25 protein-coding genes are annotated in these 25449 nt (G+C 51.5%); 11 read left to right on the plus strand and 14 right to left on the minus strand.

All coding sequences use genetic code 11. The features are described from left to right. Positions 1-229: 229 nt before the first annotated feature. Genes B4923_RS14030 through B4923_RS14045 form a run of 4 tightly spaced genes read right to left on the minus strand, consistent with a single transcriptional unit; the run spans position 230 to position 3751 of the window. Entirely contained in the window at positions 230-1090 is an 861-nt protein-coding gene (locus B4923_RS14030) for a metal ABC transporter permease (RefSeq protein WP_109054987.1), read from the minus strand. Beyond that, positions 1087-1950, minus strand: a complete 864-nt coding sequence (locus B4923_RS14035; RefSeq protein ID WP_109054988.1) for a metal ABC transporter permease — start codon at positions 1948-1950, stop codon at positions 1087-1089. Before B4923_RS14035 ends, B4923_RS14030 begins: the two co-directional genes overlap by 4 nt. Next, positions 1950-2840 (minus strand): manganese/iron ABC transporter ATP-binding protein, encoded by an 891-nt coding sequence (locus B4923_RS14040; RefSeq protein WP_109054989.1) that lies wholly within the window; start codon positions 2838-2840, stop codon positions 1950-1952. Before B4923_RS14040 ends, B4923_RS14035 begins: the two co-directional genes overlap by 1 nt. Continuing rightward, positions 2837-3751 carry a metal ABC transporter substrate-binding protein gene (locus B4923_RS14045; protein ID WP_109054990.1) on the minus strand — a complete coding sequence of 305 codons (915 nt, stop codon included), beginning with the start codon at positions 3749-3751 and terminating at the stop codon, positions 2837-2839. The genes B4923_RS14040 and B4923_RS14045 overlap by 4 nt, the downstream gene beginning before the upstream one ends. Positions 3752-4685: 934 nt before the next feature. On the opposite strand from B4923_RS14045, the gene B4923_RS14050 reads away from it, so the two are divergent. The 3 genes from B4923_RS14050 (at position 4686) to rlmA (ending at position 5994) form a co-directional block, all read left to right on the plus strand. After that, the gene (locus B4923_RS14050) at positions 4686-4802 is read left to right on the plus strand and encodes a DUF2627 domain-containing protein (protein WP_109054991.1); all 117 of its coding nucleotides are present in this window, start codon (positions 4686-4688) and stop codon (positions 4800-4802) included. 39 nt (positions 4803-4841) lie between these two features. Next, positions 4842-5051 (plus strand): transcription antiterminator/RNA stability regulator CspE, encoded by a 210-nt coding sequence (gene cspE, locus B4923_RS14055; RefSeq protein ID WP_005968829.1) that lies wholly within the window; start codon positions 4842-4844, stop codon positions 5049-5051. 112 nt (positions 5052-5163) lie between these two features. Next, the gene (gene rlmA, locus B4923_RS14060; RefSeq protein ID WP_109055022.1) at positions 5164-5994 is read left to right on the plus strand and encodes a 23S rRNA (guanine(745)-N(1))-methyltransferase; all 831 of its coding nucleotides are present in this window, start codon (positions 5164-5166) and stop codon (positions 5992-5994) included. Between the two features lie 87 nt (positions 5995-6081). Here the strand turns inward: rlmA and mntP are convergent, their stop codons facing one another. The 6 genes from mntP to B4923_RS14090 form a co-directional block, all read right to left on the minus strand. After that, complete coding sequence (gene mntP / locus B4923_RS14065) at positions 6082-6654, minus strand: manganese efflux pump MntP (protein WP_109054992.1); 573 nt, start codon at positions 6652-6654, stop codon at positions 6082-6084. Between the two features lie 414 nt (positions 6655-7068). After that, on the minus strand, positions 7069-7527 hold the full coding sequence (locus tag B4923_RS14070) for a DUF986 family protein (RefSeq protein ID WP_109054993.1): 459 nt from the start codon (positions 7525-7527) through the stop codon (positions 7069-7071). Positions 7528-7623: 96 nt separating this feature from the next. Continuing rightward, positions 7624-8466: a PTS mannose transporter subunit IID gene (locus B4923_RS14075; protein ID WP_109054994.1), complete on the minus strand. Its 843-nt coding sequence runs from the start codon at positions 8464-8466 to the stop codon at positions 7624-7626. 14 nt (positions 8467-8480) lie between these two features. Further along, the gene (locus B4923_RS14080; RefSeq protein WP_109054995.1) at positions 8481-9278 is read right to left on the minus strand and encodes a PTS mannose/fructose/sorbose transporter subunit IIC; all 798 of its coding nucleotides are present in this window, start codon (positions 9276-9278) and stop codon (positions 8481-8483) included. Between the two features lie 68 nt (positions 9279-9346). Beyond that, complete coding sequence (manX, locus tag B4923_RS14085) at positions 9347-10312, minus strand: PTS mannose transporter subunit IIAB (protein ID WP_109054996.1); 966 nt, start codon at positions 10310-10312, stop codon at positions 9347-9349. Between the two features lie 372 nt (positions 10313-10684). Beyond that, complete coding sequence (locus B4923_RS14090) at positions 10685-11155, minus strand: Lrp/AsnC family transcriptional regulator (RefSeq protein WP_109054997.1); 471 nt, start codon at positions 11153-11155, stop codon at positions 10685-10687. Positions 11156-11348: 193 nt separating this feature from the next. On the opposite strand from B4923_RS14090, the gene B4923_RS14095 reads away from it, so the two are divergent. The 3 genes from B4923_RS14095 to B4923_RS14105 all read left to right on the plus strand — a co-directional run bounded on the left by B4923_RS14095 (position 11349) and on the right by B4923_RS14105 (position 15140). After that, entirely contained in the window at positions 11349-12002 is a 654-nt protein-coding gene (locus B4923_RS14095) for a YitT family protein (protein WP_245929590.1), read from the plus strand. A 158-nt stretch (positions 12003-12160) separates the two neighbouring features. Continuing rightward, entirely contained in the window at positions 12161-13264 is a 1104-nt protein-coding gene (locus B4923_RS14100; RefSeq protein ID WP_109054998.1) for an amidohydrolase, read from the plus strand. Between the two features lie 325 nt (positions 13265-13589). Then, positions 13590-15140: a TerC family protein gene (locus B4923_RS14105; RefSeq protein ID WP_109054999.1), complete on the plus strand. Its 1551-nt coding sequence runs from the start codon at positions 13590-13592 to the stop codon at positions 15138-15140. A gap of 229 nt (positions 15141-15369) precedes the next feature. On the opposite strand, the gene sdaA is transcribed toward B4923_RS14105, so the two are convergent. The 3 genes from sdaA to pabB all read right to left on the minus strand — a co-directional run bounded on the left by sdaA (position 15370) and on the right by pabB (position 19015). Then, positions 15370-16734, minus strand: a complete 1365-nt coding sequence (gene sdaA / locus B4923_RS14110; RefSeq protein ID WP_109055000.1) for an L-serine ammonia-lyase — start codon at positions 16732-16734, stop codon at positions 15370-15372. A 270-nt stretch (positions 16735-17004) separates the two neighbouring features. Further along, a complete protein-coding gene (locus tag B4923_RS14115) occupies positions 17005-17610 on the minus strand; it encodes a CoA pyrophosphatase (protein WP_109055001.1) in 606 nt (201 codons plus the stop codon). Continuing rightward, the gene (pabB, locus tag B4923_RS14120; protein WP_109055002.1) at positions 17591-19015 is read right to left on the minus strand and encodes an aminodeoxychorismate synthase component 1; all 1425 of its coding nucleotides are present in this window, start codon (positions 19013-19015) and stop codon (positions 17591-17593) included. The genes B4923_RS14115 and pabB overlap by 20 nt, the downstream gene beginning before the upstream one ends. A gap of 125 nt (positions 19016-19140) precedes the next feature. On the opposite strand from pabB, the gene B4923_RS14125 reads away from it, so the two are divergent. After that, entirely contained in the window at positions 19141-19383 is a 243-nt protein-coding gene (locus B4923_RS14125; protein ID WP_109055024.1) for a YoaH family protein, read from the plus strand. 35 nt (positions 19384-19418) lie between these two features. Here the strand turns inward: B4923_RS14125 and B4923_RS14130 are convergent, their stop codons facing one another. Continuing rightward, positions 19419-19763, minus strand: coding sequence for a RidA family protein (locus B4923_RS14130; protein WP_109055003.1), 345 nt, complete (start codon positions 19761-19763; stop codon positions 19419-19421). A gap of 190 nt (positions 19764-19953) precedes the next feature. Between B4923_RS14130 and yoaA the strand changes: the two genes are divergently transcribed. From yoaA to fadD, 4 genes are all read left to right on the plus strand, one after another. Further along, positions 19954-21873, plus strand: coding sequence for a DNA repair helicase YoaA (gene yoaA, locus B4923_RS14135; protein ID WP_109055004.1), 1920 nt, complete (start codon positions 19954-19956; stop codon positions 21871-21873). Positions 21874-22003: 130 nt separating this feature from the next. Further along, positions 22004-22702: a tRNA (adenosine(37)-N6)-threonylcarbamoyltransferase complex dimerization subunit type 1 TsaB gene (tsaB, locus tag B4923_RS14140; protein WP_109055005.1), complete on the plus strand. Its 699-nt coding sequence runs from the start codon at positions 22004-22006 to the stop codon at positions 22700-22702. Between the two features lie 150 nt (positions 22703-22852). Beyond that, positions 22853-23449 carry a Slp family lipoprotein gene (locus B4923_RS14145; protein WP_170116065.1) on the plus strand — a complete coding sequence of 199 codons (597 nt, stop codon included), beginning with the start codon at positions 22853-22855 and terminating at the stop codon, positions 23447-23449. A gap of 229 nt (positions 23450-23678) precedes the next feature. After that, entirely contained in the window at positions 23679-25370 is a 1692-nt protein-coding gene (gene fadD / locus B4923_RS14150; RefSeq protein ID WP_146187260.1) for a long-chain-fatty-acid--CoA ligase FadD, read from the plus strand. Positions 25371-25449 lie beyond the last annotated feature (79 nt).

Consider the following 25449-nt stretch of genomic DNA (forward strand, 5'->3'; position numbering starts at 1 on the left):
AACTGGACCTGTGACACAGTGATGATGGATGACGGCAGTAAAAGTGCTCAGGAGAAGAGTATAGACGCAGTTGAAAAATAACGCAGTTATCCCTGTACCGCCCACCAGGTAAACGAAATATAAGGGACAGTGCGGGGAGAGACGATGTTTTCCGGGGTGAATAGCTCAGGAATGGCAGACCATCCCTGAGCTTAGGTTATGACCGGGCAACCGGCTGATGTTTCTCGGTTTATGCAATTTTCGCCGGGGCTGTCAACGTTGAACGCCGGTGCTGTTTCCACTGGTGATAAATCAGGGACAGCGTAAAGAACGCGGCCTGAACGATCACAATACAAGGGCCGGTAGCACCATCAATGTAGAAACTGATTAATGTGCCGGCAATACAGGACACGACAGACACGATCGTTGCCAGGATCAACATACGGTCAAAGCGTTTGCATACCATAAACGCGATGATCCCTGGCGCGATCAGCATAGCGATAACCAGAATTACGCCGACCGCCTGCAATGAGGCCACGATGGTTAAGGCCAGCAGACAGAGAAGACCGTAATGCAGCAGCTTCACTGGCAGGCCGATAACGCGCGCGTGGTCGGGATCGAAGCAGTAGAGCATGAAGTCACGTCGTTTCAGCAGGATGACCGACAACGTGATGCCGGCAATTAACAGAATCTGCGTCAGCTCTTGCCCGGTAATACCCAGCACGTTGCCAAACAGAATATGGTTGAGGTGCTGATCGGTATCGATACGCGCGAACATCACCAGACCAAGCGCGAACATGCCGGAGAAAATAATCCCCATGACCGTATCTTCTTTTACCCGGCTATGCTCTTTAACATAGCCGGTGGCGACAGCACAGAATATTCCGGATGCAAAAGCACCGATCACCAAAGGAATGCCAAGCCAGAATGCCAGAACAATGCCGGGCAGCACGGCGTGGGAGATTGCGTCCCCCATTAGTGACCAGCCTTTCAGCACCAGATAGCATGACAGTACGGCGCATACGGTTCCCGTGACGATGGCGGCGATGAGCGCTCGCTGCATAAACGGAAAGGCGAGAGGTTCAGTTATCCAACTGATGAGCATGTTCATAGCGCGTCTCCCGTCTGATCGCGGCGTCGGGCGCGGCGCGATGCCAGTAAACCATGCTTGGGCGCGAATAAAAACGCGAGCAGGAATACGATGGTTTGCAGGGTGACGATAACGCCACCCGTTGCACCATCGAGGAAAAAGCTCAAATAGGCGCCGCCGGCGCTGGTGATGGCGCCCAGCGTAATGGAAATCAGCACCAGGCGTTCAAATCGGTCGGTGAGAAGGTAGGCGGTCGCACCCGGCGTGATCACCATCGCGATGACCAGAATGGCCCCCACGGTTTGCAATGCGGCAACGGTACAGGCGCTGAGCAGGGTAAAGAAAAGAATTTTCAGTTTCAGTGGAGAAAGCCCAATCGATCGCGCATGGTTTTCATCAAAAAACACCGCCAGCAAATCCTTCCATAACAGACACAGGATTACGAACGTGACGCCGATGATGATTTCCACCTGTAACACATCTTCATCGGCAATACCCAGAATATTGCCGAAGATAATTGACTGGACGTTAACCGACGTCGGATTAAGTGAAATAATTAACAGACCGACCGCAAAGAACGTGGAAAAAATGAAGCCAATAATGGCGTCTTCGCGCAGTCGGGTAATATGCCGGATAAGCGTCATGGCCAACGCGGCCAGCATGCCGGTAAAAAACGCCCCAGCGGCATACGGTAAACCAAGCGCATACGCGCCCGCTACACCGGGAACAACCGAGTGCGACAGCGCATCGCCCATTAACGACCAGCCTTTGAGCATCAGGTATGCCGACAAAAATGCGCAGACGCCACCGACAATCGCACTGACCCAGATCGCTTTGACCATGTAGTTGTAGCCAAAGGGCTGCAATAGAATATCGACCATCAGTCTTTCTTTTCCTCCAGAGCTGAACGCAAAGCGGGAGGATCGCTTTTGGTTGAACCATAGAAAACGGCTGGACGTTCATCATCAGTCAGTACCGTCACTGAACGCGTATCATCATCGTCGTGGAGGTGCGGGCCGCCAAGATTAATATGGCGCAACACGCCGCCAAAGGTTTTTTCCAGATTGCTTTGCGTGAACGTGCTGTGGGTGGGGCCGGCAGCCAGAACGGTCCGGTTGACCAGGATCACGTTATCGCAAAATTCGGGCACACTCCCGAGATTGTGCGTGGCCACCAGAATCAAATGCCCTTCGTCGCGCAGCGTGCGAAGCAGATCGATAATTGCGTTTTCAGTTTTCACATCGACGCCGGTAAACGGTTCATCCAGCAGCAATACGCTGCCTTGTTGCGCCAGCGCACGGGCAAGGAAGACGCGTTTTTTCTGTCCGCCGGAAAGCTCGCCGATCTGACGCTGGCGCAGGCTGGAAAGCCCCACGCGTTCCAGCGACTCGGTAACGATGGCCCGATCCTGCTGACTGGGAATGCGCAGAAAATTCATTTTGCCATAGCGCCCCATCATGACGACATCGGAAACCAGTACCGGAAAGTTCCAGTCCACATCTTCGGTTTGTGGAACATAGGCAACCAGATTCTGCTTCAGGGCCTGAAAAATAGGCTGCTTGTTAAGCCGGACTTGTCCGGTGGTTGGTTTAACCAACCCCATGATACTTTTGAATAACGTTGATTTTCCGCTGCCATTTACCCCGACCAGCGCGCAAATCGTTCCGCCATTCAGTGAAAAAGAGGCATGTCGGATAGCCTGATGCCCGTTACTGTAAGTGACGGAGACATCATCGACGTCTAATGATTGTGTTGCGGTATCACTGCTCATTGATCAAATCCTTTGGCGATGGTTTCTACCGTGACGTTCAGCAAATCAATGTAGGTAGGAACCGGGCCTTTTTCATTTGACAGCGAATCAACATAGAGCACGCCGCCATACTTGGCGCCTGTCTCTTTGCTGACCTGTTTTGCCGGTTTGTCCGAGATAGTACTTTCACTGAATACGACAGGAATGTGTTTCTCCCGGACGGTATCAATCACGCGGCGTACCTGTTGCGGTGAGCCCTGTTCATCCGCGTTGATTGGCCATAAGTACACTTCATTAAATTGATAATCTTTGGCCAGATAGCTAAAGGCGCCTTCACTGGTCACCAGCCACCGTTGGTGTTCAGGAATACGTGAGAGACGTTCACGTAAAGGGGAATCGATCGCTTTGATTTTCTCCGCATAAGCGTTGGCATTACGATTATAGATTTCTGCATTATCCGGGTCGTATTTCACCAGGCCCGCGCGAATATTCTCAATATAGATCAGCGCATTGGATGGCGACATCCAGGCATGGGGATTGGGATTGCCATTGTAGGCACCTTCACGGATGGGCAATGGTGTGATGCCTTCCGTCACGACGACAGCGGGAACATCTTTGACATTTTCAAAGAAACGCTCAAACCAGCGCTCCAGATTCATACCATTCCACAGAATCAACTGTGCTGACTGCGCCTTGACAATATCTCGTGGCGTTGGTTGATAGTCATGAACTTCTGCACCCGGTTTGGTAATTGACTCTACCGTCGCGGCATCACCGGCAATGTTTTGCGCAATATCCTGGATGATAGTAAAGGTAGTAACCACCTTGAGTTTTTCTGCCGCCTGCGTATGGCCGCTGGCTAGCAGGAGTAATGCGCACGGCAAGGCAACACGTCGCAGGAGGGGGGAGAGACAAACCTGAAAACCGATCATGCAAATAATATCCTTACAAAGCGTGAATGTGTCATATGAGAATAATTATCAATATCATTTAAGTCAAGACACAGGAAAAGAAAGGTAGAAGAAGGTGATAGCGTGTTCGACTGGCAACACGGGTGATGGCTGTCTGTGCATGCACATGAGTAAGGAACCCATAATGCTCCTTCGATAACAAAAACTGTGATCTAATTTAATAAATCGTAAGTAGTGTTGCAACGTAACTCTAACGATAACCGGGGAAAATCGCGCTTTTCAGGACAAGTATAGAAGATGACATAAAAACACCATAGAACATAGGGAGATAAATTAACGAAACGGCAGGTCCTGCCGATATAATATAAGTTATATGAATGTGGCATATTTAATCAGGAAGGTGTGGAAACACTATGAGTACAAAATCAGAAAGACGTTGGAAGCTGGCAAGCATAATTTTACTGATCGTATTGGTTGTGTTATTTGTGGTGATGTTGCAGATTGATTAACGGAGAAAAGCGATAAAATTTAGCGGGAAAGTCATTTTCATTTCGCTGTGAGGCCCAAATTGGGCGCTTAGAGGAAAAAGTAGGAATGGATATCCGATATTTCTATAAGGCTTGAAAGCGGGGGACTTTGGCGTCGGGCCTGACAGCCGTATCCTGAAATTTAAGGGTACGAATAATAATGAATTATTATGATCAAGCGAACAGACTATCCGCAGTGTACGCGTTTCTCCGCGTATCTTCTTTATATCAATAAGCGGCTAATTGGACTTATTGGGTAAAGATGTATTTAATCTTATCAATAGAGCGGCTTAGCGCGTAATCGCATATTATTGCGTCATTGATGGCTCTAATCTGTGCGGCATGTCCATGACTGATAAAAAATGGCTTGCCATCGATTACAGAGTGTGTAATAACGCATCTGGGTAAAACGAGGTACAGTTCTGTATATGAATGGCATTTTCAGTAAAGAAGACTTGAGTACAAACGTTAGCGTTGAATACCGCTTCTCTGCCGATCCTTATCTTAGTGCCTCAAGCAGTAACGACTTTGGTTTGTCTGTATAACGCCTCTGGCGGTTTAAACAATTAAAGGAAATATTTGAAATGGCAAAGATTAAAGGTCAGGTTAAGTGGTTCAATGAGTCTAAAGGCTTCGGCTTTATCACTCCAGCTGACGGCAGCAAAGATGTATTCGTACATTTCTCTGCAATTCAAGGCAACGGCTTCAAAACTCTGGCTGAAGGCCAGAACGTAGAGTTTGAAATCCAAGACGGTCAGAAAGGCCCATCAGCAGTAAACGTCACTGCGCTGTAATTTACAGAGCCCGTTGCAAAACCCGCCATGGTGCGGGTTTTTTGTTTTTGGCCGTTTTGAGTTCCTGATATGACGATGGAACCGCGCTGTGGCGAATGAGGAAATGGTACTGATGTCTTACCAATGTCCACTGTGTCAGCATCCGTTATACCGCCGCGAGCGGCAATGGTCTTGTGGCCAACATAGCTTTGATTGTGCGAAAGAAGGCTACGTAAATCTGCTGCCGGTACAATTTAAACGTTCCCGGCAACCGGGTGACAGCGCTGAGATGATGCAGGCGCGTCGGATGTTTCTGGAGGCGGGCCATTATCAGCCGCTGCGGGAATGGGTTACGCAGCGGCTCGATGAAAAACTGGCGGATGAAGCGACCGCATTGCTCGACATAGGTTGTGGCGAGGGGTATTACACCGCCGCTCTGGCGAAACATCTGAAACAACGCAGAGAAATGGCGGTCTATGGGCTGGACGTCTCAAAAGCGGCGATCCAGCGGGCGGCGAAGCGTTATCAGAACGTTGATTTTTGCGTGGCGTCAAGCCAGCGTCTGCCATTCAACGATCGGTCGTTTGACGCCATATTAAAAATTTATGCGCCTTGTAACGATGCCGAATTGCTGCGCACGGTGAAAATGGGTGGATGGGTGATGACGGTATCACCAGGACCTCGCCACCTTTATCAGCTCAAGGCCGAAGTTTACGATCGGGTGCAGTTGCACCCGGTCAAAGATGAGAGGCTGACGGGGTTTGAACTTATCGAACAACAAACGCTGGCCTATCCGATGCAGTTGTCGGGGCAGGAGGGGGCGGCACTGTTGCAAATGACCCCATTTGCCTGGCGGGCGACTCCGGAAGTCAGCCAGCGCTTGCAGGACGCGGCGCAATTCGCCTGTGAGACAGATTTTATTATCCGATTGCATCAGCGCATCGAACCGGCATCCGCATCGTAAGCGCGGTCTGATGCGACTGGATGCCGGCGATAAAAAAGGGGCAGGATCACGGCGATCCTACCCCTTTTTTAGAATATGTCGGAAATGTCAGGCTAAATTACCGATATGCTCATAAAGGATATTACAGCCGATACCAATCAAGATCACGCCGCCCACAATCTCGGCCTTTTTACCGAGCAGCGGACCGATGTAACGTCCAATCAGCATACCTAACGTCACCATGATCATGGTCGCCATCCCAATAACCATGGCGGTATGGAAGATATTGACCTGCAAGAAGGCAAGTCCGACACCAATCGTCATGGCATCGAGACTGGTGGCAACCGCTGTACACATCAAAAGTGCCAGACTATGTTTTTTGATTTTCTCGCTGTGGCAGGTATCTGTTTTTTTGCAGCCTTCGGCAATCATGCGGCCGCCAAGGATCACCAGTAAGGTGAATGCAACCCAGTGATCCCATTCGAGAACGTATTGGCTGGCAAAAAAGCCTAAGGTCCAACCGATTAACGGTGTGATAGCTTCAATGATGCCGAAGATGAGGCCTGTGCGAATGGCGTCCCGAAAACGGGGCTTGTGCAGTACGGCACCTTTACCGATAGATGCGGCAAACGCATCCATAGACATACCAAAAGCCAGAATGAGAGTTGCTGATAAGTTCATTTTAAATAGCCTCGGCTGGGCGGTTCTCCATATCCACGTTGATCATCCCCAACCAGATGATGACCCCCCGTGTCTATGGTCTCGCCTGCCAATCGGCCGCCCGCACCACGCTTTAAACTACCCTTCAAAGGCATAAGGATAGAAAACGAGTATGTTGATACGAGCATTTCTGACGGTAAGATTTGTCAGAAACCGGCTACTCCCCAATGACGGCGCAACCTTAACATATTATTTATGGATTAAACAACAATAAAAGTTTTATGGGTTATTGATGCAATTGATAATTATTTTCATTTAAATAAAAGGAGTTTAAAAAAGCACAAAATAACGTCAGCGTTAATAAGGTTAAAATACCATCAATATGTTATGGGTATGTTTAATAATAATTCAAATTTATATTGAGCCATCTTTATCTTATTGATTTTCAACCATGAAATTATATATTCTTTCCAAATCATCAATCTGACTAACATGTATTAATAAGCGACGCCGTTCCAAATCAATAACCAGAACACCATCCTCAGATAAATTCATACTCTGAATGCGGTTATAAGCAATAAATATATTGGCATAAAAGAACCCTGTTAATTTAAACAACAGTTTTGGGCGTCTGATATAGGCAAGATAGAACGCCATGAATGCCAGGAAAAGTAACAGGGAAGTGGTTATTACCGCACCATTATTCATGACATTCTGATAAATAAGAATTCCCACCAGACCAATGAAAATAAGGGCATCCAGACGACTGACGCGCTTAAGCATAACGCGTAGTTGGGTTTTGCCTTTTAACCGGTCCATGATGAATTCATCGTAGATGGCATAAAGCAGCGCCAATCCGATCAACACCACCAGCGCGATATCCGTAAACGTCATGAGAAACTCCATGGGTAATTAGCAACGTTGAATCTAACATGAAGGGGGAAGAGGTAAATAGGGCCGGGGGGGTTGCACCCCCGGCGATTTGACAGATTACACGCCAAGCAGGCCGATCCAATAACCAAATATACCGATGGCAAAGAAACCGACGATGAGCCACAGCGCGTTGACTTTTCGTCTGAGCAGATACATACAGCCGAACGTCAGCAGCAAAGGAATTAATCCTGGCATGAGCTGGTCGAGAATCGACTGGACCGTGGTGACCGTGGTTTCGCCATTCTGGTTGGTGACCCTCGATACCACAAGCGGTATGTTGACGTGGGTCCACTTGTTAACCAGCGCCCCCATGACAAACAGGCCGAGAATGGATGCCCCCTCCGTCATCTTTTGCAGGAAGCCGCCCCCCATATCGTTAACGATATCCACACCTTTCCGATAACCGTAGGCAACCCCGTAGTAGCGGACCAGCAGGCGTACCAGATTAAACAGAACGAAGAAGAGCACGGGCCCCAGCAAACTGCCGCTCATGGCAATACCGGCCCCCAACGCGGCAAACACCGGGCGGGCCGTCCCCCAGAATATCGGGTCGCCTACGCCTGCCAACGGTCCCATCAGACCGACTTTAAGACCGTTGATCGCCCCATCATCGATGGGCGCGCCGTTGGCGCGCTGTTCTTCCATCGCCATAGTTACCCCAAGCACCGGGGCGGCAACAAACGGCTGGGTGTTGAAAAATTCCAGATGGCGTTTGATCGCCTGTTTACGCTCTTCCGAATTCTCAGGATAAAGACGGCGGATTACCGGCACCATGGAAAAACAGAACCCCAGTGCCTGCATACGTTCAAAGTTCCATGAACCCTGGAAAAGATTGGAGCGAATAAACACCGCGCGAATATCGCTGGCAGTGAGTTTTTTAACTTCAGTTGTTTCACCCATTTTTCTCACTCCTCTTAGTCCAGTTCATTGTCAAGGTCGTTGCTGCTGGCGGCCACCGGCTGGCCCTGAGACTTGTTGTACTTCGGACTCAGTTGGATATACAGCACGGCCATCACAATACCAATCACACCCAATGCAACCAGGTTGAAGTCGGTGAAGGCAGCGGTAACAAAGCCGAGATAGAAGAACGGCATCAGATAGCCTGCGCGCATCATGTTGATAACCATGGCATAACCGACGACGACAATCATGCCGCCCGCGATATTCAGGCCGTTGGTCACGACTTCCGGAATCGAATTCAGCATGGCGTGAACGGCATCAGTACCGACGGAAATCGCGACGATAACGGCAGGGATCGCGATACGCATTGCCTGAAGCAGCAGGGCGGAGACATGAATCCAACTGATCGCGCTTAAATTACCGCGTTCAGCGGCGCTGTCAGCGGCATGCTGGAAGGCGACGGTGATGGTTCGAACAATGATCGTCAGAACCTGTCCTGCGGCAGCCAGCGGAATGGCCAGCGCGATCCCCGCGCCCACGCTCTGACCGCCGGCAATAACCAGAATGGTCGAGATAATGGAAGCCAGGGCGGCATCAGGTGCAACGGCCGCCCCGATATTCATCCAGCCCAGGGCGATCATTTCCAATGTACCGCCGATAATAATCCCGGTTTGCAAATCGCCCAGAACGGCGCCGATAAGCGTACAGGCCACCAAAGGGCGATGGAATTGGAATTCGTCAAGAATAGATCCCATCCCCGAGATGCAAGCTACGATAAATATCAGCACAATTTGAAGTGTGGTGATCTCCATTGTACTTCTCCTATGGATAACGTTTCTGAGTAAAATAATTCGTTACACAGCGATATTTATTAATTGTGTTAACGAGCCATCTTATTAATTAAGTCCATCATTTTGAGCTTGGTATCCGACGATACTTTCCTGACTTCTAATTCAATTCCGCGCTTATCCAGTTCTTTAAACGCAGCAATATCTTTTTCGTCGATAGAGACAGCGTTATTGACCTGAGTCTTGCCCTGACGGAACGCCATTCCTCCAATATTAACGGATGTTATTTTTACGCCGTTTTCAACCAGCGTGACGACATCGGTCGGGTTGGTAAATAAAAACATGACGCGGTCGGATGCATATTTGGGGTTGTCATAAACGCGAATGGCTTTGGCAACATCCACAACATGCGCCGTGACGCCCGGAGGAGCAACCTGAGTCAGCAGGGTTTTACGCACGTGATCGGCTGCAACTTCGTTACTGACGACAATAATACGCGATACATTGGTTTCTTTGGTCCAGCGGGTAGCCACCTGACCATGGATTAAACGGTCATCAATACGGGCCAGCCCGATCTTCATGTGTTCGCCAGTGCCGCTTATGGGCGTGGGCGTGGCGGCCTGCGCTTTGTATGGGGTCGCGGCAACAGGCCCGGCAGTTGTCTGCTGTTTCAGCGCCTTGACCCCATCTCTGCCTGCTTCCAGAGCAATGGAAACCAGATCGGCGAATGCAGGATTGTCATCCCGCGCCATGAAGGTTTCCGCCAGCATCGGAATATTTACCCCGGCGATAACTTCATGATTCTCCTTGTCCGTTACCAGGCGACTGGCCGCGTTGAATGGGCTGCCTCCCCAGGTATCGACCAGGAACAACACGCCATTTGCCGTGTCTAATTGGGATAACTTCTCCTGATATTTTTCTATTAGTGTTTCAGCGTTCTCTCCGGGGACGAAATCGATCCAGGCGACGTTGCTCTGTTCGCCCAGAATCATTTCAGCCGTTTTTAACAGCGGCCCCGCAGTGGCTCCGTGAGTGCATAACATTATCGCAATACTCACTTGCTACCTCCTCATTATTCACGATCAAATTGAATGTGTAATGCGTCAGGAAACAGGGTTAACGCTCATGTGCTGAAAGTTAACCGTCGCGGTATCAGTATGGACGTAACAATCTAACTTGCTTACTTATCCGGTAAATAAATGTCACTATTAACCCAATACTTTCAGCAAGTAGATGCCGGCGCCTAAACGTAACACTACGGTTTGACAGATTTATTTTAGCCATCGAAAAAATAAATAGTGTGACGTTGCTCTAATGCTGATTAGTTAAGAATGGTTATGTCTGGGTTGCGCACATTTTTATCTACATGCGCTTTACCCTGGGGAGCGAAAGCGATGCGGACGAGAAAATTTGTGATGAAATCTCGACAGTTACACGCTAGCTTTCACAGGGAGGGCGGTTTTATAAATCAACCGCCGCAGGGAGAAAGAGGATTGAACATCACGCAATCCTTCAATCTTGATCAATTTTTTCTGCAGGAAACGCTCGAAATCCGACAGGCTGGCAGCCACAACCCGCAGCATAAAATCATGGCTGCCTGACATCAGGTGGCACTCCATTACTTCATCAAACGTCGCAATCTGTTGTTCAAATTTACGGAAGGTTGCCTCTGATTTTGGCTCCAGCGTCAGGGATATGTAAGCGTTTACCGGAAAGCCGGCCTTTTCCTGATCGAGCAGCGCGACATATTGGGCGATCGCGCCAGCGTCTTCCAGATTTTTGAGCCGGCGGGTACAGGGAGTGGCAGACAAGCAAACCCGCTCCGCCAGTTCGGTAGTTTTTAACCTGGCGTCCTGCTGTAATTCATTCAGTATTTGCGCATCAATGCGATCGATTTTCATTGGGTGATACTCGCTGTTTTCCTATTGGTAATGAGATGAAATCACTCATTTATAATGCTATCAGGGTTATTTTTAGTTAAAAGTCACTCTGTAATCAATGATAATTTAAGTGCATCAGGTGAATCGTCAGTCGAATAAAATGCAAATATATGCATTTCTTATGGCTAAAAACATTCGGTGGGAATAGAGATTGATGCGTGTGCTAAGAAAATCGGTGGCGCTGCGAAAAGGGCCGGATGGGGTTTTTCAAACAGGCGCAGCCCATACGCTGAAAGATGACATTTATGGGCTGACGCTGGGCGTGATGTTTATCGCCGTGGGGCTGAATATGCTCAAGCTGTCCGGCATGGTAACCGGCGGCATTGCCGGTATCGCATTACTGATTTCCTATTATGTCCCGCTGTCTATTGGCTTGTTGTTTATTCTGACCAATATTCCGTTCATGATTTTCTGTTACTTCAGCATGGGGCGCAGTTTCACGTTGAAAACCCTGATCGTCAACGTAGCTCTCGGCCTGACGACGCAGGCTGTCCCGCACTTTATTACCATCAGCTATATCCACCCGCTGTTTTCTGCTTTGGTTGGCGGTACCTTTCTTGGCATGGGGATTCTTTCTCTGGCCCGGCACAATGCGTCCGTGGGCGGCACCGGGGTGGTTACCATGTGGCTATACCGACGCTTCAATATCAATGTCGGCAAGACACAGATGTTGCTGGATATACTGGTGTTCCTGCTGTCACTGTTCAAAATGCCTGCCATGCTGTTGTTCTGGTCTGCGGTCAGCGCATTGGCGATGAATGCGATGTTGATGAACTGGCACAAACCGGGCCGCTATCAGGGCGGATGAACAGGTCTTCGTGCGACTACGCGGATGGATAAGATAACGCTCTTACCCCGGAAACCTCAGTCTGTGTACCTTCTCTATTGATTACTGTGCCGGTCCTGGCCGGATAATCAGGCTTTTTAACTGAATCGATTGCTGACTTTTTGCCGGAGATGTCCCCTGTGTCCAAAACGCTCGAACATTATCAACATTTGCATCAAATCCCTGAACTGGGATTTCAGGAATTTAACACCTCGTCATACCTTGCGGATGTTTTGGCACGCGCGGGTTTTAACGTTACGCGCAATGTACATGGTACAACAGGCATTATCGCCGAGTTGGATAGTGGTGTTCCGGGGCCGGTGATGGCGCTCCGTGCGGATATGGATGCGCTCGGCCACATCATTGATGGTGAGCTGGTCGCGCGTCATACCTGCGGCCATGATGCGCATTCTTCTGTCGTGCTAACCACGGCCCAGGAAGTGATGAGCGAGGCGATAGTTAAAAAAGGACGTTTGAAGATCCTGTTCCAACCCGCTGAAGAGCTGGGGACGGGCGCGTTGGCGATGGTGGCGGGAGGGGCTATCGATGATGTCGATATGCTGCTGGGTTTTCACCTGCGCCCTCTTGAAGAGTGTCCAATGGGACAGGCTATCCCGGCGATGCTTTATTCGTCCTGTGCGACCATTGAAGCCGCGATCGCGGGTATCCCGTCCCACGCGGCCCGCCCGCATTTGGGCATCAATGCGCTGGATGCGGCCGTGGCCGCGGTGCAGGCGGTTAATATGATTCATCTCGCCCCCACGCTGACCTACAGCGTCAAGGCGACACGTTTTATCTGCGATGCCGGCGTAACCAATTCGGTGCCTGCCGAAGCTCGCGTATATTGGGATCTGCGTTCGCAATACAATGAGCCGATGGATGAGTTAAAGGCTAAAGTCATCAGCGCGATTGAACATAGCGTGGCGGCGATTGGTGCGACCGCAAATGTTAGCGTGATGAAAGAAATGCCGGCGGCGGTGGTTGACGATGAGGTGACCGCGCTGATTGCCGGTGCCATTGCGGATGTGCTGGGCGCGGATGGGGTGACGGAACCTAAGCTTACCCCCGGCAGTGAAGATTTCTTCCATTACGGACGCCAGCGTCCGCATGTCAAATGCGGCTTTTGGGGATTGGGAACCAACCTGACGCCGGGGCTACACCATCCTGATATGCAATTTGACCTCGAATCGATGGATATTGGCGTCAGGGTTTTTAAAGCCTGTGTGAAAAAAGTATTAGGGTGAAACGTTGTGATCCCCCGCCAATGCGGTGTAGAACATCCTGTTTGTCACGAAGAAAGGGGGAAGAAAATCTTTGTGAAAAAGTCTAAACAACCTGTTAGAGTAATCTTCCCTTAAATTGCTTAGGAGCACTGGGCATCAGCCCTTCCCATGGACTGTCACCGACAAAACGTTAACTGTTTACCTGCACGCGCTGGTGGTTTTCTGTACTCGGTTGGTTTTTCCGGCCATTCTCTGAGTTACTCTGATTCATTCCTATTCTTTCTATTACCATTCAATGTAAATAACGCATTGAAGTCATTTGCTCGTTCATTTTTCGGAGTCTGACATGGAATTTTTGCTGGATCCTTCAATCTGGGCAGGCCTACTGACGTTGGTGGTACTTGAGATTGTTCTGGGTATCGACAATTTGGTGGTTATCGCGATTCTTGCGGATAAATTGCCACCCAGGCAGCGAGATAAAGCTCGCATTATCGGTCTGTCGCTGGCGCTGTTAATGCGCCTGGGCCTGTTGTCTCTGATTTCCTGGATGGTCACGCTGACCCGGCCATTGTTTTACGTTGGTGATTTCAGCTTCTCCGGCCGCGACCTGATTCTGCTATTCGGCGGGATATTTCTGTTGTTTAAAGCGACGATGGAACTGCATGAACGGCTGGAAAATAAATCCCATGACGAAAATGGCAATCGCGCACATGCCAGTTTTTGGGTGGTCGTTGCACAGATTGTCGTGCTGGATGCGGTGTTCTCACTTGATGCCGTAATTACCGCCGTAGGCATGGTTAATCACCTTGCGGTGATGATGACCGCCGTCGTGATCGCGATGGGCGTCATGCTGCTGGCCTCCAAACCGCTGACCAACTTTGTCAACGCGCACCCGACGGTGGTTGTACTCTGCCTCAGCTTCCTGTTGATGATTGGTTTGAGCCTGATGGCGGAAGGTTTTGGTTTCCATATTCCTAAAGGCTATCTGTATGCTGCGATCGGATTCTCTATCCTGATCGAACTGTTCAACCAGATTGCCCGACATAACTTCATGAAGCATCAGTCGCGGCGTCCTTTGCGTGAGCGTACCGCCGAGGCGATTTTACGCCTGATGGGAACCCGGAAAACAACGGATGAAGTGGATACTGAACCGAAAAAAGTGACGACGGATACCTTTGCAGAGGAAGAACGCTACATGATCAGCGGTGTGCTCACGTTGGCATCACGTTCTCTGCGCAGTGTCATGACGCCGCGAACCGAGATTTCCTGGGTAGACTGTGAACGCTCCGTCGATGATATTCGATTGCAACTGCTGGATACGCCGCACAGTCTTTTTCCGGTCTGCCGCGGCTCGCTGGATGAGCTGGTTGGCGTGGTGCGGGCCAAAGAGTTGCTGGTCGCGCTTGAAACGCATACTGATGTGGAAAGCTTCGCAGCGGTGAACCCGCCTATCGTCGTACCGGAAACGCTGGATGTGATTAATCTGCTTCCTGTCCTGCGCCGCGCCAAAGGCAGCCTGGTTATGGTGAGCAATGAGTTTGGCGTGGTCCAGGGGTTGGTGACGCCGCTGGACGTGCTGGAAGCGATTGCCGGTGAGTTTCCTGACGAAGATGAAACGCTGGATATTGTGGCTGATGGCGACGGCTGGCTGGTAAAAGGGGGCACGGATCTGCACTCGTTACAGCAGGTGGTCAACAGCAGCGATTTGGTGAGTCCCAAAGAGGATTATGCCTCGCTGGCCGGGCTGTTGCTGGCACACAGCGATGAGTTTCCTAAAGTGGGTGAAATTATCGAATTACACCAACTGCGCTTTCAGATTCTCGAAGTCTCGGAATATCGTATCGAGCTGGTGAGGGTAGAGAAAATCGCCGACCCGGTTGAGGACGAAGACGCGTAATAACCATTTGTACGCAACAAACAATTTGCGCGCAACATTGCCGCTAGCCGGCGGTGTTGCCGCTAAATCAATAACGTTGATCGCGTTTGCGCATGCGGCGATGCGGCGTGAATCCGAGGGGCTGGTCTCGGCCTTTAACCAATGCATAGACGGTGAAGGCCAACAAAAACGAGGGAGCAGGTTATCGGCGGAAAGGGCTTCCCGCCGAGGGATCATGAACTAAAGGGAATTAGTCGCACTGAACCTTGATCGCCAGACCGCCGCGAGAGGTTTCGCGATATTTGGCATTCATGTCTTTACCCGTTTCGTACATGGTTTCAATGACCTTATCCAGAGAGACGCGAGGTTCGCTGGTGCGGCGCATCGCCATACGGGCGGCGTTGATCGCTTTCACCGAGGCGATCGCATTACGCTCAATGCAGGGGACCTGAACCTGACCCGCAACCGGATCGCAGGTTAAGCCCAGATTATGCTCCATCCCGATTTCAGCCGCGATGCAAACCTGTTCCGGGCTGGCGCCCATCAGCTCCGCCAAACCTGCCGCCGCCATGGAACACGCAACGCCGACTTCACCCTGACAACCGACTTCTGCGCCAGAGATTGAGGCATTCATTTTGTACAAAATGCCAACTGCGCCTGCCGCGAGGAAATAGCGGGTATAGATGCCAGGTCCTACGGGTTCAATGAAGTGATCATAGTACGCCAATACCGCCGGGACGATACCGCATGCGCCGTTGGTTGGCGCGGTGACCACACGTCCGCCTGCCGCATTTTCCTCATTCACCGCCAGAGCAAACATGTTTACCCAATCGACGACGTTCATCGGATCGTTAGAGTTTTTGTCCGAGGAAACCAGCATCCGGCGTAGCGCAGACGCGCGACGTGGAACACGCAGTGGACCGGGCAGAACGCCTTCGGTATTGACACCGCGGTCAATACAGGCCCGCATGGTTTGCCAGATATCTGCGAAGTAATTTTCGATATCCTGACGGCTATGCAGCGCCAGTTCGTTACGCATCACCATGCCGGACAGCGAGAGGCCGCTTTGTTTGCAATGCGCCAACATCTCTTTGGCGGAGTGAAAGGCATAGGGGACAGAGGCTTCCGTTTGCGAAGACTTACCGAAATTCTCTTCATCGACGATGAACCCACCACCAATTGAGTAATAGGTTTTGCTGTAAACCGCTTTACTTCCGGCAAATGCCGTGATCGTCATGCCGTTTTCATGCAACGGCAGGTTTTCGCTGCGAAAAACCATGCCGCCTTCGCGTGGAAAGTCGACTTCATGTCGACCGCCGGCCAGTAACAGACGCTCGCGCTGTTCGACATCACGGATGAACCCCGGAATGGCATCGATATCGACCGTATCAGGCATGTTGCCCGCAAGCCCCATGATGATCGCGATATCGGTATGGTGACCTTTTCCCGTCAATGACAGTGAGCCGTAGACATCGACGGCAATGCGCGTGATGGAGATCAGTAAATCCTGATTTATCAAATCATCGACAAATTGCTTACCGGCTTTCATCGGTCCAACCGTATGAGAGCTAGAGGGGCCAATACCGATTTTAAACATGTCGAAAACGCTTATCACGCAAAAACTCCTTAAAAAGCGCAGGTTACACCCGGAGGTTAGAATAAAACTCGTTAAATCACGCTATTGTAGTGTGGAATATGTTGCAAAGTTTTCTTTTTCGCATGAAATAAACTTATGCTAATTCACAATAGAACTTATATCAGAGAGGATGCGATAGCCGGTATTGCTTACAGAATAGTCGAAAAAGGAGAATTAAACAGCGCCATACCCATGCTGTTGGTGGGGATAATTGGTGGTGCAAAAAAAGTGCTTATGCGTTAATAGCGGTTATGGCGTACTGGAAACGTGCAGGGCAAGCTGGCGGATGATGGCGGCGGTCAATCCCCAGACAAACTGCTGCTGATACCAGGAAAGGTAAACGCGGTGGCGCTTCTTCTGTCGTTCGATATCCAACGGGTAATAGCGTGCCAGCGCAAAGGCATCTTCCAGCGGCATTTCAAATAGTTCGGCAACTTCCGTCTCATTTTGGTGAAAATGGGTCTGGGCCGAGATCAATCCGACAACCGGCGTGACCTGAAATCCACTGATACTGTCCGTGGGCGACAATGTGCCGAGCACCGTCACATTCTGTGGTGGAATCGCGACTTCTTCCTGCGCCTCGCGTAGCGCCGTCGCGATCAGCGAACCATCTTCCCGGTCGGCCGCCCCTCCGGGAAACGCAACCTGACCCGCATGTTTTCGTAAACCCGGCGCACGCCGGGTCAACAGTAATGTCGGGGAAGGGCGGCAAACGATCGGCACCAGTACGGCCGCCTGACGCGGTTGATGCGCCGGAGAGCGGGGGCGCAGTGTTTGCAATTGAAAACGAGTAATAAACGCCGCCAAATCAAATGGCGCTGACGCGATTTGCCTGTCAATGACTGAATGGGTCACGACTCTCTACCTGAACGTTTGGTTGATGATCCAATAAGGGTAAAATGCGGCCGACCTTATCAAAGGTTTCCTGATATTCCGCCTGTTCCTGACTGTCTGCCACAATACCGCCGCCTGCCCAGCAGTATATTTTCCCCTGCTCGGTTAATAACGTGCGGATGGTGATGTTGGTGTCCATGGTGCCACAGAAACTAAGATAGCCAATACTGCCGCAATAGGCATTACGCCGTTGAGGCTCCAGTTCTTCAATAATCTGCATTGCCCGAATCTTGGGGGCGCCGGTAATGGAACCGCCGGGGAAACAGGCTCGCAGTAACGCGGCGGCATGATATGTATCTGGAAGTCGGGCTTCAATAGTGCTGACCAGGTGGTGGACGGCCGGGAAGGGTTCAACGACGAACAGTTCAGGAACGTGGACGCTACCGGGTTCTGCAACCCGGCCAATATCGTTACGCAATAAATCCACGATCATCAGGTTCTCGGCGCGATCCTTATCGGACTGTGCCAGGCGTTCGGCCTGCAAGGCATCAGCGTGTTCGTCGGCCAGCCGAGGCAGCGTGCCTTTGATCGGTCGGGTCTGAATGCGGTTATTTTCAAGCCACAGGAAACGCTCGGGAGAGACGCTGATCACCGTATTTTCAGGCAGACGGATGAAAGCGGAAAAAGGGGCCTTGTTGCCCGCAGACAGACGCAGAAACGCCTGCCATTCATCCCCTTCATATTCCGCGCTAAAACGCTGGGCCAGATTAACCTGATAGCAGTCTCCCGCCAGCAGGTAGTCCTGTATCCGGCGAAATTTCTCGCCGTACTCCGTGCGGGACATGTTGGCGTGCCAGGGGCCGCTGAGTTGAAACGTCGCCCGATCATCATCAGCGGGCGGTGTTGACAACCAGTCGAGTCGTTCCTGAAGTGAGCCTTGTACGATCAGGGTTAGCGTCTGACGCTGATGGTCGGCGATCAATGCCCAGTCATAAATACCGACGGCCATATCGGGTAAATGAATGTCCCGTTCGGCCCGAACCGGCAGTATTTCAATACAACGTCCTAAATCGTAGCCAAACAGGCCGAGCGCGCCGCCCTGAAAAGGAAAATCAGGCTGCGTTTCTGCGGCAATGCCGCAGTCCGCCAGCGCTTGCTGTAAAAGCGCAAACGGATCGCCTTCCACTATTTGCGTTGTTCCGTTCTGCGTTATCGTCGTTTTTTCGCCGCGGGTGGAAAGGGTCATTCGCGGGTCGGCGACCATAATGTCGAAACGATTGTGTGGATGATCGGCAAAACCTGAGTGCAATAGCATCGCCCACGGCTGCCGGGAAAAGGCGGCAAAGCGCGTCAAGAGTGCATCCGGCCGATACGGTAGCGCATGATGGACACAGGAGGCGCTCGGGATGTTTTCGTATAATTTCATGCTTGGCAGGTGACGTTTATTTTGTTTTCTGTCTGTTCGGCTAGCGTATCACAAACCATAACTGCTGGTGTATGACCGAAAGAGCGTGCGATGATACGCGCCAGATTGGTTATCAGGAATTTATCATGATTGCAGGCATGCCCGCGTTGACGCATCAACAGCAGCAAGAAGCAGTAGAACGGATTCAGGAACTGATGTCACAGGGAATGAGCAGTGGTCAGGCGATTGCGCAGGTCGCGGCAGAAATTCGTGAAACCCATCAAGGTGACAGTGTCACTGCAATGTTCGATGATGAAGACGATCGGGACAACGGTCAGGACGACGACGAGGGTACGTTTGACGATGGTGAAGAAGAGGAAGAACACTGATCGTTATTCCTCTCCTGATACGAATTAATACACCGCTATACCGCCGCGATGGCTTTGATTTCGATTTTAAATTTCGGGTGCATCAGCTTGGCCTGTACGGTGCAACGCACGGGCGCGTGGCCCGGTACTACCCAGGCATCCCAGGCGGCATTCATGGCCTCGAAATCACCGGCGTCAGCCAAAAAGATCGTGACATCCAAAAGCCGGCTTTTATCTGTTCCCACCCGTTGCAGGATCGCATCCAGCGCGGCCAGCGCATTTTCTGTCTGGGCTTGCGCCCCGTCATCCAGATTCTCCGGCACGCTGGTGTAGTACAGCGTGTTGTTGTGAATAACCGCGTCAGACCAGCGGTCTTCAGGATTGATTCGCTGAATTGGCATGAGGATATCGTCTCCATTTGGGGGTAAATAATGGCGCTAAGCGTAACATAATCTTTTCCGCGTTCATTACTTTCTCAGGGGAAAGTCCGGGCGGATTTAGAGTGGTAGTGATAGTGGAGTATTGGCATAATCAGCCGGGCGGCGTCACTGGATAGCGCTGGCAGTCTGAACCTGACTTAAGAGAGACAGCGTGACAAGCGATCGTGTAATTGATGATTTTGCAACCGATGGGGCGTTAGCCAAGGCTATCAGCGGATTTAAACCGCGTGAACCGCAGCGACAGATGGCGCAGGCGGTGGTTCAGGCCATTGACAGCAAGCGGGCGCTGGTGGTCGAGGCGGGAACCGGTACCGGGAAAACCTACGCTTATCTGGCGCCTGCGCTGCGGTCGGATAAAAAAGTCATCATTTCAACGGGGTCAAAAGCCTTACAGGATCAGCTTTACAGCCGGGATTTGCCCACGGTCGCGCAGGCGCTGAAATACAAGGGCAAACTGGCGCTGCTTAAAGGCCGCTCCAATTATCTTTGTCTCGAACGGCTCGATCAGCAATCGCTGGCGGGAGGGGACTTATCCGCGGAAACACTCAGTGAACTGGTCCGGCTGCGGGGCTGGTCTTCTGAAACAACGGAAGGCGACGTAACCACCTGTGGCGGTGTGGCGGAAGACAGTCCGATCTGGCCGCTGGTAACCAGCACCAACGACAATTGTCTGGGCAGCGACTGTCCGCGTTACAAAGAGTGTTTTGTGGTAAAAGCCCGTCGCAAGGCGATGGATGCCGATATCGTCGTGGTAAATCACCATCTTTATCTGGCGGATATGGTGGTGAAAGAAAGCGGTTTTGCCGAACTGATCCCGGAAAGTGACGTGGTTATTTTCGATGAGGCGCACCAGATCCCAGATATTGCCAGTCAGTATTTTGGTCAGCAGCTCTCCAGTCGCCAACTGATGGATTTGGCCAAGGACATTATCATTGCCTATCGGACGGAAGTGCGGGATGCGGCTCAGCTACAGAAAAGCGCCGATCGTCTGAGCCAGAGTACGCAGGATTTTCGGCTGGCATTGGGCGACCCCGGCTTTCGCGGCAATCTGCGGGAAGTGCTCAACCAACCCCATCTTCAGCGTGCGCTGGTGCTGTTGGATGACGCGTTGGAACTCTGCTATGACGTCGCCAGGCTCTCATTGGGACGCTCCGCGCTGCTTGATGCCGCCTTTGAGCGGGCAACGTTATATCGCAGTCGCCTGAAACGCCTGCGGGATGTTCAACAACCGGGCTACAGTTACTGGTATGAGTGCAATTCCCGCCACTTTGTGTTGGCGCTGACGCCGCTGTCCGTCGCCGATCGCTTCCGGGAACTGATGAAAGAAAAACCGGCGGCGTGGATATTTACCTCCGCCACGTTATCCGTCAACGAACAGCTGAAACATTTTACCGATCGGCTTGGTCTGGAAGAGGCCGGTACGCTGTTATTGCCCAGTCCGTTTGACTATGCGCGCCAGGCGTTGCTCTGTGTGCCGCGCTATCTGCCGGAAACGAATCAGCCGGGCGCCGCGCGTAAGCTGGCAGCCATCTTGCGCCCGTTGATTGAGGCCAATCAGGGTCGCTGTTTTATGCTGTGCACATCGCACCAGATGATGCGCGATTTGGCCGCCGAATTTCGCGCCACGATGACATTGCCTGTGCTGTTGCAGGGGGAAACCGGCAAAGCGCAGCTACTGTCGCAGTTTGTGTCTGCGGGGAATGCGCTTCTTGTGGCAACCAGCAGCTTCTGGGAAGGTGTTGACGTACGCGGCGACGCCTTGTCCTGCGTGATCATCGATAAATTACCCTTTACTTCGCCAGACGATCCGTTATTGAAAGCGCGCATTGAAGATTGTCGCCTGCGTGGCGGGGAGCCGTTCGACGACGTCCAACTGCCTGACGCCGTAATTACGTTAAAGCAGGGCGTTGGCCGTCTGATTCGTGACACGGACGATCGCGGGGTACTGGTGATTTGCGATAGCCGATTAGTGATGCGCCCTTATGGCGCCGTTTTCCTCAACAGTCTGCCTCCCGCTCCCCGCACCCGGGATATGGCGCAGGCCATTGCATTTCTTACCCAAAAAGCGTAACGGGTAATGATGTCGGATAGACCGTGAGATGAAGGAATGCAATACGCTGATGGTTTGAAAGATGACGAGGGTGCCGGGTGGTATGTTATCATGCGCGCCGTTAAGATTTATATCCCCGCCTGAGGTTGGCATGTCTACGCGAATTCTAGCGCTTGATACCGCGACGGAAGCCTGTTCTGTCGCTCTCTGGAATGATGGTGAAATTCATTCTTTGTTTGAAGTTTGTCCTCGTGAGCATACTCAGCGAGTGTTGCCAATGGTCCAGCAGGTGCTGGCTGAAAGCGGCGTAACGCTTGGCGAACTGGATGCGGTGGCGTTTGGTCAGGGGCCGGGTAGTTTTACTGGCGTGCGAATTGGTATTGGCATCGCTCAGGGGCTTGCATTAGGCGCAGAATTGCCGATGATTGGCGTTTCCACACTGGCAACTCTGGCTCAGGGCGCGTTTCGGCGGGTTAATGCCTCACAGGTATTGGCCGCCATTGATGCCCGCATGGGTGAAGTTTACTGGGCGCAGTATCAGCGTGATGTCGATGGCGTCTGGCAAGGCGACGCTTCCGAGGCCGTCCTGACGCCACAGCAGGTGCAAACGCTGACGGCCGGGTTGCAGGGGGAATGGGCAACGGCGGGAACGGGTTGGCAAACCTATCCCGGTCTGGTGAGCCAGGCTGCGTTGACCTTGCGTGATGGCGACATGTTGTTACCGCAGGCCGAGGATATGTTGCCGCTGGCGTACCAGCAATGGCGTGCCGGGCGGGCGGTGAGCGTTGAACAGGCCCAGCCGCGTTATCTGCGTAACGAAGTGGCCTGGAAAAAACTGCCGGGACGTTGAATATCCAAACTATTACCCTATAAGATGACGGCTTTCAGTCATGGGAGCCGTTGTTCCCGGATGGAAGAAAACAGCAACTTATTCGATGCGTTATAGTCTAATTATCAGACATTGAAAAAGGTGTATGTCATGACAATGATTACAATGCATATGAAACCCAAAACATTGCCGATACGGACCGCATGGCGCGGTATTGCTGTTGCTGCTGTGTTGATGCTGTCTGGTTGCGTGAGTGTGCCTGATGCAATTAAGGGAACGTCCCCAACCCCGCAGGACGATCTCGTGCGGGTAATGAATGCACCGCAGCTGTATGTCGGTCAGGAATCGCGTTTTGGTGGCCGGGTGGTCAATGTGCACAATGATGCCAACCGAACCCGACTGGAAATCGTCAGCCTGCCTCTCGACAGCGGAGCCAGGCCGCAACTGAATCAGCCTTCGGAAGGCCGTTTCGTTGCCTATGTGAATCGCTTCCTGGAGCCGGTTGATTTTAAAAATCGATTGATCACCGTCGTCGGCCCCATTACGGGATCTGAGCAAGGTGCCATCGGTGACAAACCCTACCGCTTTGTCGTGGTGGACGTGCAGGGATACAAGCGCTGGAATGTAAGACAGCAGGTGATGATGCCGCCTGGCGCTTATGGTCCGTGGGGATGGGATATGCGCTATGGCCGAGGCTGGGGACCCGGATGGGGTTTCGGCGGCGGTTGGTATGGTCCTGTGCAGGTTGAAAATGTCGTAACAGAATAAAAAGTTGTTACGGATGAAAGAAAATCAGGCGACTTAGGTTGCCTGATTTTTTTTGTGGCCTGCCGCTCCTGCATTTTTTGAACAAATTATTAACATTAAATAAGTGATCGCTCTCGCAACCTTGACATTGTTTGCTAGCCAACTGGTAAGCTGAGTTAAAATAATGTTAATTGATGGTTTAATGCTGAGGTGAGCGATGCCACTGAAAAAATATCTCGGGAGTGACGTCTTGGAAAAAATCTGGTTATCACGCTATCCGGCCGCGGTGCCTGCCGAAATCGATCCGGATCGTTTTGCCTCACTGATTGACATGTTTGAAAGTACGGTAGCGCGGTATGCCGATCAGACGGCATTCATCAACATGGGTGAAGTGATGACCTACCGCAAACTGGAAGAGCGTAGCCGGGCTTTCGCGGCCTATCTGCAAAACCGGCTTGGATTGAAAAAAGGTGACCGCGTCGCCTTGATGATGCCCAACCTGTTGCAATATCCGGTCGCGCTATTTGGCGTGCTGCGGGCAGGAATGGTGGTGGTGAACGTGAATCCGCTGTATACGCCGCGGGAACTGGAACATCAGCTTAAAGATAGCGGGGCCAGCACGATCGTCATCGTGTCCAATTTTGCCCATACGCTGGAGAAGGTTGTCGATAGTACACCGATAAAGCACGTTATCCTGACCCGAATGGGGGATCAACTCTCCACGGCAAAAGGGACGTTAGTCAATTTTGTTGTCAAATATATCAAGCGGCTGGTGCCGAAATATCATCTGCCGGATGCGATCTCTTTCCGTCGGGCATTGCAGGAGGGGCGCCGACTGCAATATGTCAAGCCTGACATTATCAATACCGATCTGGCTTTTCTGCAATATACCGGGGGAACGACTGGCGTTGCCAAAGGCGCGATGCTGACGCACCGCAACATGCAGGCGAATCTGGCGCAGTGTAAAGCCGCTTACGGACCCGTACTGCGGGAGGGGCAAGAGCTGGTGGTGACGGCACTGCCGCTGTATCACATTTTTGCGCTGACGGTGAACTGTCTGCTGTTTCTTGAACTGGGCGGCAAAAATCTGTTGATTACCAATCCGCGTGATATTCCGGCCGTCGTTAAGGAATTGAAACAATATCCCTTTACGGCGGTCACCGGGGTGAACACATTATTTAATGCCTTGCTGAATAACAAAGAATTTCATGAGCTCGATTTTTCCACCCTGAGATTATCTGTAGGCGGCGGCGCATCGGTACAGCAGGCGGTTGCCGAACGTTGGGAAAAACTCACGGGTAAACATCTGCTGGAAGGCTATGGGCTGACGGAAAGTTCACCCCTGGTGTCGGGTAACCCCTATGACATGAAGCATTACACTGGCAGCATCGGATTGCCGGTTCCTTCCACGGATGTCAGGATCCTTGATGATGATGGCAATGACGTCGGCCCCGGTGAGTCTGGCGAACTATGGATTCGCGGCCCGCAGGTGATGCTGGGTTATTGGCAGCAGCCGGCAGCCACCGATGAAGTATTGAAAGAGGGCTGGCTGGCAACCGGTGACATTGTCACTTCTGATGATGAAGGATTTCTGCGGATTATCGACCGCAAGAAAGACATGATTCTGGTATCCGGCTTTAACGTTTATCCTACGGAAATTGAAGATGTGCTGACCCGTCATCCAAAAGTTTCTGAGTCTGCGGTGGTGGGGATACCGAACGACGTGTCGGGAGAAGCCGTGAAGGCCTTTGTGGTGCGCCGGGATCGTTCGTTAACAAAAGATGAATTGATTACGCATTGCCGCCGTAATCTTACGGGGTATAAAGTGCCGAAGGAAATTGAATTTTGTGAGGATTTACCCAAATCAAACGTAGGAAAAATTCTGCGCCGGGAGTTGCGGGATGATAAAAATCCTCAGATGAAAAAGGCTGTCAACGCCTGAATTCCGGAGCAATTGCGATGATTTATCAATAAACGTCTGCCAGAAGCCGGAAGGACACGATATCATGGCTATCGCCATA

Source organism: Brenneria roseae subsp. americana (assembly GCF_003115815.1).
GTDB classification, from domain to species: domain Bacteria; phylum Pseudomonadota; class Gammaproteobacteria; order Enterobacterales; family Enterobacteriaceae; genus Brenneria; species Brenneria roseae.

Excerpts from the sequence above, each read along its gene's own strand:
- B4923_RS14105 (WP_109054999.1), top strand. The coding sequence starts at position 13,590 with ATGGAATTTTTGCTGGATCCTTCAATCTGGGCAGGCCTACTGACGTTG.
- B4923_RS14050 (WP_109054991.1), top strand. The coding sequence starts at position 4,686 with ATGAATGGCATTTTCAGTAAAGAAGACTTGAGTACAAACGTTAGCGTT.
- B4923_RS14130 (WP_109055003.1), bottom strand. The coding sequence starts at position 19,763 with ATGCCAATTCAGCGAATCAATCCTGAAGACCGCTGGTCTGACGCGGTT.
- B4923_RS14075 (WP_109054994.1), bottom strand. The coding sequence starts at position 8,466 with ATGGGTGAAACAACTGAAGTTAAAAAACTCACTGCCAGCGATATTCGC.
- B4923_RS14030 (WP_109054987.1), bottom strand. The coding sequence starts at position 1,090 with ATGAACATGCTCATCAGTTGGATAACTGAACCTCTCGCCTTTCCGTTT.
- B4923_RS14070 (WP_109054993.1), bottom strand. The coding sequence starts at position 7,527 with ATGACGTTTACGGATATCGCGCTGGTGGTGTTGATCGGATTGGCGCTG.
- B4923_RS14035 (WP_109054988.1), bottom strand. The coding sequence starts at position 1,950 with ATGGTCGATATTCTATTGCAGCCCTTTGGCTACAACTACATGGTCAAA.
- B4923_RS14125 (WP_109055024.1), top strand. The coding sequence starts at position 19,141 with ATGATTGCAGGCATGCCCGCGTTGACGCATCAACAGCAGCAAGAAGCA.
- tsaB (WP_109055005.1), top strand. The coding sequence starts at position 22,004 with ATGTCTACGCGAATTCTAGCGCTTGATACCGCGACGGAAGCCTGTTCT.
- B4923_RS14040 (WP_109054989.1), bottom strand. The coding sequence starts at position 2,840 with ATGAGCAGTGATACCGCAACACAATCATTAGACGTCGATGATGTCTCC.
- pabB (WP_109055002.1), bottom strand. The coding sequence starts at position 19,015 with ATGAAATTATACGAAAACATCCCGAGCGCCTCCTGTGTCCATCATGCG.
- mntP (WP_109054992.1), bottom strand. The coding sequence starts at position 6,654 with ATGAACTTATCAGCAACTCTCATTCTGGCTTTTGGTATGTCTATGGAT.
- B4923_RS14145 (WP_170116065.1), top strand. The coding sequence starts at position 22,853 with ATGAAACCCAAAACATTGCCGATACGGACCGCATGGCGCGGTATTGCT.
- B4923_RS14095 (WP_245929590.1), top strand. The coding sequence starts at position 11,349 with ATGCGTGTGCTAAGAAAATCGGTGGCGCTGCGAAAAGGGCCGGATGGG.
- B4923_RS14080 (WP_109054995.1), bottom strand. The coding sequence starts at position 9,278 with ATGGAGATCACCACACTTCAAATTGTGCTGATATTTATCGTAGCTTGC.
- B4923_RS14045 (WP_109054990.1), bottom strand. The coding sequence starts at position 3,751 with ATGATCGGTTTTCAGGTTTGTCTCTCCCCCCTCCTGCGACGTGTTGCC.
- rlmA (WP_109055022.1), top strand. The coding sequence starts at position 5,164 with ATGTCTTACCAATGTCCACTGTGTCAGCATCCGTTATACCGCCGCGAG.
- B4923_RS14090 (WP_109054997.1), bottom strand. The coding sequence starts at position 11,155 with ATGAAAATCGATCGCATTGATGCGCAAATACTGAATGAATTACAGCAG.
- cspE (WP_005968829.1), top strand. The coding sequence starts at position 4,842 with ATGGCAAAGATTAAAGGTCAGGTTAAGTGGTTCAATGAGTCTAAAGGC.